Raw genomic sequence first — 12,640 nt, forward strand, 5'->3', positions numbered from 1 at the left:
GCTTAAATCAGCGTAAGTAATATTATTAGGTGGTGAATATCATGGTTTTAGATAGGCAAGGGTACGATGATTTAATCATGTATCTAACTCAAAATTTAGCATTGTTTGAGAAGCCAGGTGTAATAAAACCAGGCGCTCCAACGGTAATGGAACTCATAGAAGATGTTATTGCCGAAAACGTTATGCTAATTTGTGAACAGCACACAAACCTCAACACAGAACAGCGCAGCTTAATTGTACGCGAGGTTGATGGCATTGTTTACGACTTACAAGAAGTACTTAGCAGCATTACGTCACAGCCTGTTACGGTTGAGCAACATGAGTTTATTGACGAATTTGCCAGCTTAATTAAAAACCTCTTCGACAGCGCTGTTTCGCAGCAGTATTAAGCCCCAATTTATAGTGCCGCGTATCGCATTTTCGTTTGCAACTGCGGCCAACTTGCTTACAATCAACAAAAATATTTTTGAGATAAAAACATGCAAGCAAATGTAAAGTGGGTCGAAGGCGACACGTTCGTAGGTCGTTCTAATTCTAATCACAACGTAGTATTTGATACCGGTAACGATAGTGCGGCACCTAGCCCAATGGAAATGGTGTTGATGTCGGTTGGCTGTTGTTCATCGGTTGACGTTGTGGGTATTTTAAAAAAAGCTAAACAAGACTTTTCAGACGTTCAAGTACAATTGAGTGCTGAACGCGCCGAAACGGCTCCTCGCGTATTTACTAAAATCAATTTACATTTTGTTGTTACAGGCAAAAACGTGTCTGAAAAGCACCTTGCACGCGCTGTTACTTTGTCTGCTGAAAAGTATTGTTCTGTTGCATTAATGCTTGATAAAACAGTAGAAATTACTCACAGCCATGAAGTTGTGCAAGAACAGGTAAAATAACGCTTTTTCCACGAGGAAAATTCGTATAAAATCCGCGAACTTTTCATTCTGCAGGTGCAGATTTCACTAATTTATAGGTTGGTTTATTATGAACAAACCCTTCGATAAACTTAAACTTCATGGCTTTAACAATTTAACCAAAAGTTTAAGCTTTAGTATTTACGATATTTGCTACGCAAAAACCGAGCAACAACGTAAAGAATATATTGAATATATCGATGAGCAGTACAGTGCAGATAGACTAACCGACATTTTAGGTGAAGTTGTTGATATTATTGGTGCCAATATTTTAAATGTTGCACGCCAAGATTATGAACCGCAAGGCGCCAGTGTGACTATTTTGGTTTCGGAAGAGCCAGTAGAAGAGCAGCAAAATTACGATGCTGACGAAGCGCCAGGGCCACTCCCTGATTCAGTGGTTGCGCACCTAGATAAAAGCCACATTTGTGTACACACATACCCAGAAGCTCACCCTGATGATGGTATTTGTACATTCCGTGCTGATATTGAAGTATCTACGTGTGGCATTATTTCGCCACTTAAAGCGCTAAACTTTTTAATTCATAGTTTAGAGTCTGACGTGGTAACAATTGACTACCGTGTTCGTGGTTTTACTCGCGACGTAAACGGCGTTAAGCACTACATTGACCACGCAATTAACTCTATCCAAAACTTCATGACAGACGATACCAAAGAAGCGTACCAAATGATGGACGTAAACGTGTATCAAGAAAATCTGTTTCATACCAAAATGATGTTAAAAGAAACCGATCTAAACACTTACTTGTTTGGTCTTTCTACAACTGATTTATCGGATGATGAAGAAGAAGAAATTCGTTCTAAGCTAAACCGTGAAATGCAAGAAATATTCTATGGTCGTAACCTGCCAGAAACTGAATAACAGTCACGTTAGTTAAATAAAAACGGCGCTCATTGAGCGCCGTTTTTGTATGCGTTAATAAAAATACCTATAAATTACTTACATCAGAGTTCAGGTTATTTAACAAGTAACAACTCGGTTTGTCGGCCGTTTAAGTACCACACGCCGGTTTTATCAAAAATGGCGTCTTCTTCTAGCATTATGCGTATTTCTTTATTCCATGGTTTTATAAACACCGCATTGTTAAGCTCAATAGAATAAGCGGTATTTAAATGCAATGGGTAGTCGCCATCGCCGGGCACACCTTGTTGTGAATCCCACATACCCAGTGTGGTACCCGCAGCATGACCATGATAGCCAAGCGGGTGCGTATAAATAGTGGGTTTTAAACCTTGGGCAATGGCTTTTTCGCGAGCGGCTTTTAATACCTGATTACCCGTTTTACCTTCGCTAAATTCAGAGGTAAAAATGTCTTGGAGTTTATTGCCTTTTTTAAGCGCATCAACAAGGTAAGCGGGCGCGTCTGTTTCGCCAGGTTTTAAAACATAGGCATGTTGTTGGGTGTCGGTATTTAAGCGTAAGTACGTAATACCAAAATCGACATGCAGTAAGTCACCCGCTTGAATAACGTTATCGGCGTAGCCATTCGTAAAGCTGTCTTCGTGATCGAACGATTGGCTGTCGGCGCGTTGTATTGCAATACTTGGGTGAAACCATGTTTGTAGTTTTAGCTCTTTTACACGCTCTCTAAACCACCACACTAAATCGTCGCTGGTTGTTTTTCCTACCGTAATTATATTGCTTGAAAAACCCTCAGCAATAATAGCGTGCGCAATAGCAACAATGTGTTTATACATGTCTATTTCTTGAGGAATACGCTGCTCTAACCAGGCAACTGCCAAAGGCTCGGCCGAGATTATTTTATTTTTATAAGTACTGGGTAAGTTGGCCATTAAGGTATTGTAATCGCCCAGCACTAAACCGTCGGCATGCCCCCAATCGGTAGACGTATTAAGTGCAATATTACTTGGTTTGTAGCGCTCAATAATGTCGTTCAATGCTTGCCACTGGTTTGGCTGCGCCTTTTTATCCCACCCTTTTGTAAATACATTGCCTATTTTATAGGGGGCAATAGCGTAAGCATCAACTTTGCCTTGCTCATTTAAGGCAAAGAGTAAAATAGTGGTACGCCTTGCCGATAACCAGGTTGCTGGCAGCATTGTTTTTAGTATGGGATCTTCGTTGTATTCGCGGCTAATAAGCAGCCACATATCGATGTTGTGTTGCTTCATTAGGCTGGGCATTAATGTGTTTACCCTAAGCTCGGTTATATTATCTATAAACGCTGCGCGTTCTTTCATTGATAAAATAGCAGGCACGCCATCGGCTTTAGCTAAGGGACTTAAAACAAGCGTGGTAAGTAAGCTTACGCAAAGTAGGAGTTGTTTTGTAAGGTGCATAATTGTTTTATTTTTAGGCTAGTTAATTTATAACATGCCTTAATGGCAGCCATAAAAAAACATTTTGAGATAAACAGCACATAAAAAAGCCCAGCTAACTAGCTGGGCTTTGCTCGAATAGGTGTGCTATTTAATCATGCTGTAAATAAGTGCAAATACCGCAAGCGCACCCACCGCTAATACAAACAATGTGCTTAAACGGTTACGATACTTATGCAGAGCCGGTACTTTATAAACCGCAATCATAGGCATGATAAATAATATCATGGCAATAATAGGGCCCGACAGCTGATCCATCATATCGAGTATGCTTGGGTTTTTAACTGCACAAAACCAAATAGCAAAAAACATAATAACTACGCCAATTTTATCTACCGTTTTAGCACCAAGCTGTGTTTGCTTAGTTACCAAGCCTGTAAAGCTTTCGCGGGCCCCTAAAAAGTGACCTAAAAACGACGACGTAATGGCAATAAAGGCAACTAAAGGCCCAAGCGTTGCAATAAACGAGTTATGGGTAATGTTAGCAAGGTACGATAAAACTGAGACGTTATCAGCTTTTGCTTGTGCCATTTGCTCACTTGTTAACGACAGTACGCACGAAAATACAAACAGCAATACAAACACAATTAACAGTAAGCTTGTGCGTTTTAAAATGGCTTCAGATTTGCGTGTAGCAAGGTCGTCATAGTGTTCGCGTTGTACATGCACAAAGCTTGAAATAGCCGCTGCATGGCTAAACGAAAACACAATAATAGGAATAGATAACCACAGCGTTTTACCAAAGCTGCCCACTTCAGGTAGGCTCATGTCAGGCATTTGCCAGCTAGGAATTAAATACAACGATAAAAAAAACAAAATACCTACAAGCGGGTACACCAAAATAGAAAACGCGCGCAGCATTAAGCGCTCGCCACCCATCATAAGGCTTATCATACCGGCTACCAAAATACCCGAAAGTACCACGCGCGACGGCGATTCCATACCCAGCTGGTTTACCATAAAGCTGTCTACCGTGTTGGTTAAGCCCACACCGTAAATAAGCAAAATAGGGAATATAGATAAAAAGTACAACAACGAAATTAATCGCCCAGCATTAACGCCAAAGTGTTCTTCAACTACATCGGTAAAATCGGCATGCTTATTTTTAGACGATAATACAAAACGAGCTAAACCACGGTGGGCTAAAAAGGTCATCGGAAACGCTAAACACGCCATAATGATCAGCGGCCAAAAACCGCCAATTCCAATGTTAATAGGTAAAAATAAAATACCCGCACCAACGGCGGTACCAAAAAGGCTTAAGGTCCACTGCGTATCGTGCAGGTTCCATTTAGATTTAGCGCTTGAATTTGCACTTGAATGCGTGTGTGTTGATGCATTTGAATGCGTTGCATCTAAAGGTGTTGTCATGTGTGTGTGCCCGTCCATTATTTATAATAATAACCGCGCCGAAGGATATAGTTTTTAGCCCACTTTTTCATGTTTTTAGCGCCCTAGAGCCGCAATTAACTGCGTTAAAATAGCCCCCAAGTGTCATGAATACGAAACAGCGGTGTAAAAGTAAACAAAGCCACCACAAGGTGTTAAAAGCGCATTAATGACACCCTTTACTTTTTTCTACACGATAAAATAACTCTCTAAAATATAATATTTATAATTGGCAAACACTTACACGGTTTGTTATTAATAGATGTTCATAAAATAAGGATGTTTTCATCTGGAAGTAATGAAAGTGTTTTTTGTTAAATTATCAGGGTTTTCATCGTGTTAATCAATATAGTTTTTACTGAAACAGCAGTAATATTAACGAAAGTCGAATATAAATCATTCAGGGAAATGCAAAATGATTTTTGTGACTTCAAAGCGTCACTTGGCCCTTGGACAGAGTGTGAAGTTATTGATTATCTAAATTTTGAGTATTCAAATTTAGTACCGAATACTAGCGACCAATTAAAAAAGCTTAAATCGAGTGGGCACAAAGAAATTGTACTTACTTTTTGCGATAAGGCATAAACCTAATAACTCAATAAATTAACTCACTTTGATACATATATGAATTGCAGCTTTGCAATTTATTTAGAGGTTTTATCATGTTTATAGGCAACAATCATTAATGCGCTGCTTCACTAACTGGTTGGCTAGACTTAAGTTGGAATCAAATTTGAAAATGATTATTGTATTAATATGTTTAATAACCTCTTTTAATTCCTTCGCTTGTTTTGTTCAACCAGAAGGGTTAACAGAACAACATGAAACTCAATTAATTAATTACTTAATTTTTGCTGGTGTTCTAATGACTGCAGCTATATTTATTAGGGCTTCATATAATATACAAAAAATTTGGATTCCAATTTTATTGCTGGTTATTTTTGGGTATTTTCCAATGTATCTGTATATGCTGGAAATAGCAGGTGTATCACCTTATTCAGGCTCCTGTGGTGCTCCTGGGTTTGTTTACATTGGTAAAGTATTAGCCATTGGTATGGCCTGTATTTTTGCACTTGAAGCGGTTTTATTCTTTAAGGGCAGAGGAAGTAGAAAAGTAAAATAATAAGCTCAGAATTCATTTTTATTCAAGATGAAGATAAATAACAGTTTATAATTTTCATCGGCATCTGAATGACTACTTATTAACAGGAAATATATGGCAGACCAAGAAATAAGACAATTTATTGAGGATATACAATCTAAGTTTCCAGACGTCATACCGCTAATGGATAAGCACGAAGAATGTGAGTTCGCTTTTCGTATGGAGGAGTTCGCAAATTTAACAACGTTTGCATTCAACGAACATAAAAACGCCGACGCCCTAAAGCATTTGTCATACATGAGTCTAAAACTAGACACTGCAAGTCCTACCGAGTTTGATTACATAGATACCTATTATGTTGAACACTTGTTTTGGAAAGCGACCCCTATTGGAATTGAAATGGGCTGGTCACTCGTTCCCGACAAACTAAAAAAGCTATACTTAAATTTTCATGGCCAAGCGCCTCAAATACGCTGTCAGTAAGAGTAGGGCGTTATTATTTGTTTTTCTTTAAAAACCAAAACCTGCCCCGAAAAGTTGTTAAGTAGGAGTGATTGTTCTGAACTTCATAAGCGATTTTTATTAAACTCCGTTATACTTCTAACAATTAAATATGGCAAATGAAGTAAATAGGCCGCTAACTGCAATGAGCACAGATATTCTTTTTCATACTATTTTTCCGCATGAAACCAGTAAAACATGGGTTGTATTTGTCCATGGTGCAGGGGGGAGTTCGGCAATTTGGTTCCGTCAGCTTAAAGCCTATAAAAAAGAATATAATGTATTGCTGCTCGATCTTCGTGGTCACGGTAAATCGAACAACTTAGTGCAAAACTTTGTAGATAATAATTATTCGTTTAATAAGGTCTCTAAAGACATCATCGATGTGTTAGATCATAACAATATCCCTAGCGCACATTTTGTTGGTATTTCATTGGGCACCATTCTTATTCGTAATATTGCTGAAATTGCGCCGCAATATGTTTGTAGCATGGTGCTAGGTGGCGCGGTGACTCGCTTTAATACTCGCAGCAACACTTTGGTTTATTTAGGTAATACGTTTAAACACTTCTTGCCGTATATGTGGCTGTATCGTTTATTTGCTTTTATTATGATGCCGAAAAAGCGCCATAAAGAGTCTCGGCTTTTGTTTGTTCGTGAAGCAAAACGCTTGTGCCAAAAAGAGTTTATAAAGTGGTTTAAATTAGCCATGGACGTAAACCCCTTAATGCAGTATTTCAAAGAAAAAGACATCGATATACCCATTCTTTATATTATGGGTAAAGAAGATCATATGTTCCTTGGCCCGGTTAAAGAAATGGTAAAGCGCCACAAAAATAGCGTACTGCAAACTATTCACCATTGCGGCCATGTTTGTAACGTAGAGCGCCCAGACTTATTCAACCAGCACTCGCTTGCGTTTATCGCCCAGCAAAACCGATAAAGGTCGTAGCTCTTAAAAAGCGTTCAATTAATGGCAAGTCTTAAAAACGTATAATAGCCATCACTTGTTGATTGGAAACGGTCATTCTTTTGCCTTTATCCTTTAGCTAAAAACACTGTATTGCTTCATGCCGCACTCTTTTACACATAGTAAAATACCTCGATTAATATAATTTTATAATTGGCAATCACTTACACAGTTTGTTACTAATAGATGTACACAAAATAAGAACACGCTCATGTTAACTATAAGGGTGTAATTTGAGCAAGTTACTAGAATGCAGGGAAGTGTGTGAGAACATTTTTAGTTTTAATATCATTACTTCTTAGTGGGTGTTCTCCAATTTGGAAGGAGCAACCTTATAAAGTGTATTACATTGACGGTACCAAAAGGTTAGGTTACAGCCTTGGTCAGGGCGCATATATTGGGCGACTGGATGAACCAATAAATATTAAGTCAAACGAGCAATATATTTCGGTTTATGCTTGTCCGCATAAAACTTGTGCTTTTTACTATATTGATAAAATCAAAGATAACAAGTTTGCTGAACACAAGGAGTTTGTTTATGGGCCATACACAAAAGCTCAATTTGCAGCAATAGCCAAAAAATTAGGGTTACCGACTATAAATTCCAGCGTTAAAACCGCAATTTAATAAAGGTTAAAAACCTTACTTAGATTTTCACAGGCTTCAACACGTCCAAATATGTTAACTAAAACGCCTATTAAATTTTATAAATAAAGAACTTAAAGAAAAAATAAAGGCAGTCAGTATGGATAAAAAGAAAGCCATTGTTATATTGCTCGGCATAGTATGGTTTATGTTAGGAGCTGCTTTTTTCATAGGTTTTGAGTCAGTAGAAAAGTTGTTGTTTTGTGTGTTTGTATTTTTCTTTTGTTATAGATATATCTATGCATTTATATTAAATAGAAGTATTTATGCACCATACACCGGTGAGGAAATTCCTCCTACTGAAGGTAATTTAATAAAGCGGCTCTTTATGCTGATTATAGGTATTGGTGCGTGCACCTATTTTACTTTCTTTATCCCTTAAAAAGCATATTTGCCCAGTAGCTCTTTATATTATTAGGTGTCAGCAGGATGAAAAATAAAGATAACGGATATCCTTATCTCAATATAGACCGACTTACGTATATTTATAAATGTGTTAAGTGCAAAGCTCATATTGAAAAAGGCATGGCAACCTGTTATAGATGTGGCTATGAATTCACATCTAGCGATATTGATAAAATGCTCAGAGAGTATAAAGAAAACTATTCAAAAAACTGGCACGTTAAGATTTATTTTGTGCTGTTTGTTGGAGGGATAGTGCTTTTATTGCTGAATATAAATTAAGTGTATTCTATTAAAAAAGAGTTAGGATCAGTGTTTTACTTCCACTCAAAGCTATAAATTATAAGGTTATTATGAACAACGTATTGTTATTATTATTTATTTTTCTAGCCTGTGCTTGCACTTCAACTCATAAGATAGATTCAAACGTTGAATTTGAACGACTCTATGCAGCACTAAAAATGGAAGAGATCTTAAGTTCATTTGGGGGAGAAGTGAATATTAGTCCTGAAAAGATACTTTCAGAAATACTAAGGGATTTACCCGAAAGCCAAAAGCGGGCCTTCATTGAGTCAATGCCTTCAACAGTTATGGCTGACCCAATTAATGTCAACGCAGCTAAAATTATTTTTAAAAGCAAACTTACTTCATTATTAACTGCACAAGAGTTAAAAATTGCTGCTGACTTTTATTCTAGTAATATTGGTTTAAAGGCGCATCGAGCGATTATAGATGCAGAGATAGCTGTTTCAGAATCGTTAAACTAATTTTTCTTTCGAGATGAAATAAAAGGAATTTAATAAATGGCACTTTTATCGATTTCAGTGGGCGTTGCGTTTTTTGCAGTTGCTATTATTTGGTTTGGGTTTAGCGCTATATTTGGCCAAATGGAAAATTCAGGTTTTGCATTTGGTTTTATATTAGGTGTGTTTCCTGCGTTTATTGGCTTGGTTTTAATAGTGCCTAGTACGCTTTACCGAACTGTTTTTGTATTTTCCCAAAAACCTGAGCAAACCCGAAAGGAAAAGGTTATTTTATCGCTTGGTTTGTTTATAACTTTGCTGTGCTTTAGTGCGCTTATTGAGTTAACTTTTACATAATAAATAACTTAAGCGTTACTAAGCATTTTACTTTATGCTCACTGAGCAACTTTCATAGTAAAAGCTATCACTTGCCTAGCTGACAACTGATAGCTAACCACTCAAAACTGCGCTTACTATTCTATCGCACTCACCACAAAATACGGATTCAAGTATTCATCTTTGGTGTTGTAAATAAGTGGGCTGCCATCAAGCTTAGTCACTTTAGCACCGGCTATTTCAGCAACTGCATGGCCTGCACCTGTATCCCATTCACACGTTGGGCCTAGGCGCGGGTAAATATCGGCACTGCCTTCGGCCACTAAGCATAACTTTAGTGAGCTGCCTTTTGATACCATTTCAACGTCGTCAAAGCGTTTTACAAATTCAGCTAAATCGGGAGATGGGTGCGAGCGGCTACCTACAACGCGTATTAGCCCTTTATTAGGCTTAGTGGTTACTTTTAGCTCTATACGCTCATCGCCTTTGTCTTTAAAAGCGCCAATGGCGTCAGCAGCTAGGTACGATACGCCAAGTGCAGGGGCATCGACAACTGCGAGTACCGGTTTTCCGTTTTCGATTAGGGCTATGTTTACGGTAAATTCGCCGTTCTTTTTAATAAACTCTTTAGTGCCGTCGATTGGGTCTACTAGCCAGTAGCTTTTCCACGTTTGGCGAATAGCCCAGTTTATGTCGGCGTTTTCTTCACTAAGAATGGGTATGCCGGGCGTAAGCTGTAGTAGCCCCGCTACAATGATCTTATGAGCTGCTAAATCGGCGTCGGTTACTGGGCTTTCATCGGCTTTGTATTCAACGTTAAAGTCCTTTTCGTAAATCCCCATAATGGCTTTTCCTGCGGTGCGGGCAAGGATGAGGGTTTCTTCTAGCAGTTCGGTTTGGTTCATTGGGGTTAACCTATTATATGCGTTTGTTTTAGATACGTTATCAGTTGGGCAACCGATTGGTCTAGGGAGTTTTTACTTGTATCTAAAATTATTTCAGGTTGGGTGGGGACTTCGTAGTTTGAGTCGATCCCAGTAAAGTGTTTTATTTCACCTGCGCGTGCTTTTTTGTATAGCCCTTTTGGATCGCGGCTTTCACATACATCAAGTGGGGTATCTATAAATACTTCAATAAACTCACCGTCGTCTACTAAGTTACGCACCATGTCGCGTTCAGATCTAAAAGGCGATATAAACGCAGTAAGCACTAACAAGCCTGCGTCGGTCATTAGTTTTGCGGTTTCGCCTACACGGCGAATGTTTTCTATGCGGTCTTCGTCGCTAAAGCCTAGGTCTTTGCATAAACCGTGGCGTACGTTGTCGCCATCGAGCAGGTAAGTGTGTACACCTTGCTGATTAAGCGCCGCTTCGAGTGCGTTGGCTACGGTGCTTTTACCTGAGCCTGAAAAACCGGTAAACCATAAAATAGCCGGCTTATGTTTTTTTTGCTCGCTACGTTGTGCTTTAGTGGTTGCGTAGTTATGCCAAACTATATTTTCATCCATAGTGATGTGTCTCTTATGCTGTTTGCGCCAGTATTAAAACGGAAATACTAGCGGGATCAGGGTTAATACCGTGATTGAATAAATAATAGAAAGGGGCAAGCCCATAACAATGTAATCTTTTAAACGATAATTACCCGCGCTATACACCATTAAATTTGTTTGATACCCAAATGGTGATATAAAACTTGCCGATGCGCCAAAAGCAACTGCCATAATAAAGGGGAGCGGGTCTACATTAAAGCCAACGGCAAGTGAATACGCAACCGGAAACGACAACGCAGCGGCGGCATTATTTGTAATCAGTTCGGTAAATAGTACGGTCATTAAAAATATGGCTATAAATGCGCCGTACGGGCCAAAGTCGCCAAGCACCATAAATAGCGCACTCGATATTTGCCCAGCAAGCCCTGTGCCTATCATTAATTTTGCAAGGCCAATGGCGCTACCTACTACAACAAGTAACTCAAGCGGAAAGCGACGTTTTATTTCGTTAAGTTTTATGGTGCCGCTGAGCATTAAGCCAATAAGTAATACCAATAAGCCTTTGACTAACGGCACGACCCCAAAAATACTTAAACCCAGTACACCGACAAAGCTGAGCAATACAATGTTAGATTGTTTGGGTGCGAGGTGGGTTTGTAAATCAAGGCCTGAAATATACACAAACTCGCGCTTTAAATTAGGCAGGCTGTAAAAGTTTTTACCGGGTGCCAAAATGAGTGAATCGCCGGCTTGTAATTGCACTTGGCCAAGGCCGCCTTGAAGGCGGTCGTGCCCACGGCGAATAGCAATAACAGCGGCGTGAAACTGCTCGCGAAAACGGATTTCTTTTACTGTTTTGCCTATAAATTTAGACGACTGGCTTACGACCACTTCAACTAAATGTTCGATGTCTTTTTCATGATTGTCGTGCACTACTTTTAAACCATCAAAACGGGTTAATAGCGGCACCGACTTTATATCCCCCACAAACAATAGTACGTCGTTTTGTTGGATAATTTGCTGAGGCGTTACTGCGCATATACGTTCGTTATTCCGAATTATTTCAGCGAGGAACAAGTCTTTTAAATCGCGTAGGCCGTTTTCTTCTACTGTGCGGCCTATTAATTTAGAGCCTGTTTGTATTTTACCCTCAAGGTAAAAAGGAACGACTTCTTGATCGCTCTTGCCGTTGTCGGGTAAGTATTTAAGCATGACCAAAATAGTAATAAGGCCAACACTAAGCGCCCCCAAACCGACTAAGGTAAAGTCGAAAAAGCCCAAAGGCTGCATGCCGGCATCTACCGCAAAACCGTTAACTATTAGGTTTGTTGAAGTACCAATTAGGGTAATGGTGCCGCCTAAAATAGCCGTGTACGACAGCGGTAATAATAGCTTTGAGGGTGAATGATTGGGGTTATCTTTTATTGCACTAATAAGCGAGGCAACAACTGCCGTGTTATTAGTAAACGACGATAAAAATGCGCTGGAAAGCCCCAGCTTTGTTACCGACTTAACTAAGCTACCTTTAGATAACGACATGGATAGCTTTTGAATTAATGTGGTTTTTTCGATTGCAATCGACACTAATACCAATAGTACTAATGTAATAAGTGACGGATTTGCGTAATTAACGAGCATGCTTTCTAGGTCAATTAGCCCCGCTAAGTAGCTGGTGCCAATGGCGCTTACAAATAACCATGCTGGATTAATGCGGGTGCCAAAAAGGCACCCGACTAAGGTAAGCATTATGCCTGTTAAAACGAGCTGCTCTACCATGCTTTATTATTCCTA

The 12,640-nt window shown here is 39.2% G+C and carries 17 protein-coding genes; 12 read left to right on the forward strand and 5 right to left on the reverse strand.

Features of this window, described 5'->3' with window-relative positions; translation table 11 throughout:
• The first annotated feature begins 41 nt into the window (after positions 1-41).
• The 3 genes from AC27I2_RS05360 (at position 42) to speD (ending at position 1,794) form a co-directional block, all read left to right on the forward strand.
• Entirely contained in the window at positions 42-389 is a 348-nt protein-coding gene (locus tag AC27I2_RS05360; RefSeq protein WP_006791285.1) for a DUF3802 family protein, read from the forward strand.
• A gap of 90 nt (positions 390-479) precedes the next feature.
• Positions 480-893 carry an OsmC family protein gene (locus AC27I2_RS05365; protein WP_487203666.1) on the forward strand — a complete coding sequence of 138 codons (414 nt, stop codon included), beginning with the start codon at positions 480-482 and terminating at the stop codon, positions 891-893.
• Positions 894-981: 88 nt separating this feature from the next.
• Positions 982-1,794: an adenosylmethionine decarboxylase gene (gene speD / locus AC27I2_RS05370; protein WP_006791283.1), complete on the forward strand. Its 813-nt coding sequence runs from the start codon at positions 982-984 to the stop codon at positions 1,792-1,794.
• Positions 1,795-1,889: 95 nt separating this feature from the next.
• On the opposite strand, the gene AC27I2_RS05375 is transcribed toward speD, so the two are convergent.
• Complete coding sequence (locus AC27I2_RS05375) at positions 1,890-3,233, reverse strand: M24 family metallopeptidase (RefSeq protein ID WP_487203667.1); 1,344 nt, start codon at positions 3,231-3,233, stop codon at positions 1,890-1,892.
• Positions 3,234-3,359: 126 nt separating this feature from the next.
• Positions 3,360-4,643: an aromatic amino acid transport family protein gene (locus AC27I2_RS05380; protein WP_487203668.1), complete on the reverse strand. Its 1,284-nt coding sequence runs from the start codon at positions 4,641-4,643 to the stop codon at positions 3,360-3,362.
• 354 nt (positions 4,644-4,997) lie between these two features.
• Between AC27I2_RS05380 and AC27I2_RS05385 the strand changes: the two genes are divergently transcribed.
• From AC27I2_RS05385 to AC27I2_RS05425, 9 genes are all read left to right on the forward strand, one after another.
• Positions 4,998-5,246, forward strand: a complete 249-nt coding sequence (locus AC27I2_RS05385; protein WP_487203669.1) for a hypothetical protein — start codon at positions 4,998-5,000, stop codon at positions 5,244-5,246.
• 148 nt (positions 5,247-5,394) lie between these two features.
• Positions 5,395-5,784: a hypothetical protein gene (locus AC27I2_RS05390; RefSeq protein WP_487203670.1), complete on the forward strand. Its 390-nt coding sequence runs from the start codon at positions 5,395-5,397 to the stop codon at positions 5,782-5,784.
• Between the two features lie 93 nt (positions 5,785-5,877).
• Positions 5,878-6,246 (forward strand): DUF7674 family protein, encoded by a 369-nt coding sequence (locus AC27I2_RS05395; RefSeq protein WP_058405978.1) that lies wholly within the window; start codon positions 5,878-5,880, stop codon positions 6,244-6,246.
• Positions 6,247-6,409: 163 nt separating this feature from the next.
• Positions 6,410-7,207, forward strand: coding sequence for an alpha/beta fold hydrolase (locus AC27I2_RS05400; protein WP_487203911.1), 798 nt, complete (start codon positions 6,410-6,412; stop codon positions 7,205-7,207).
• Positions 7,208-7,498: 291 nt separating this feature from the next.
• On the forward strand, positions 7,499-7,861 hold the full coding sequence (locus AC27I2_RS05405) for a hypothetical protein (RefSeq protein ID WP_257903628.1): 363 nt from the start codon (positions 7,499-7,501) through the stop codon (positions 7,859-7,861).
• A gap of 118 nt (positions 7,862-7,979) precedes the next feature.
• Positions 7,980-8,261, forward strand: a complete 282-nt coding sequence (locus AC27I2_RS05410) for a hypothetical protein (RefSeq protein ID WP_058405981.1) — start codon at positions 7,980-7,982, stop codon at positions 8,259-8,261.
• A 47-nt stretch (positions 8,262-8,308) separates the two neighbouring features.
• The gene (locus AC27I2_RS05415; protein WP_487203671.1) at positions 8,309-8,563 is read left to right on the forward strand and encodes a hypothetical protein; all 255 of its coding nucleotides are present in this window, start codon (positions 8,309-8,311) and stop codon (positions 8,561-8,563) included.
• Positions 8,564-8,634: 71 nt separating this feature from the next.
• Entirely contained in the window at positions 8,635-9,048 is a 414-nt protein-coding gene (locus tag AC27I2_RS05420; RefSeq protein ID WP_487203672.1) for a hypothetical protein, read from the forward strand.
• A 36-nt stretch (positions 9,049-9,084) separates the two neighbouring features.
• Positions 9,085-9,381, forward strand: coding sequence for a hypothetical protein (locus AC27I2_RS05425; protein WP_138527320.1), 297 nt, complete (start codon positions 9,085-9,087; stop codon positions 9,379-9,381).
• A 116-nt stretch (positions 9,382-9,497) separates the two neighbouring features.
• On the opposite strand, the gene cysQ is transcribed toward AC27I2_RS05425, so the two are convergent.
• From cysQ to AC27I2_RS05440, 3 genes are read right to left on the reverse strand one after another with little or no spacing between them, the layout of a single operon-like run.
• Positions 9,498-10,265, reverse strand: a complete 768-nt coding sequence (gene cysQ, locus AC27I2_RS05430) for a 3'(2'),5'-bisphosphate nucleotidase CysQ (protein ID WP_487203673.1) — start codon at positions 10,263-10,265, stop codon at positions 9,498-9,500.
• A gap of 5 nt (positions 10,266-10,270) precedes the next feature.
• Positions 10,271-10,867, reverse strand: a complete 597-nt coding sequence (gene cysC / locus AC27I2_RS05435; RefSeq protein WP_487203674.1) for an adenylyl-sulfate kinase — start codon at positions 10,865-10,867, stop codon at positions 10,271-10,273.
• A 33-nt stretch (positions 10,868-10,900) separates the two neighbouring features.
• A complete protein-coding gene (locus tag AC27I2_RS05440) occupies positions 10,901-12,625 on the reverse strand; it encodes an SLC13 family permease (protein WP_138527319.1) in 1,725 nt (574 codons plus the stop codon).
• Positions 12,626-12,640: the final 15 nt, after the last annotated feature.

The organism is Pseudoalteromonas sp. NH0006-46, assembly GCF_057547735.1.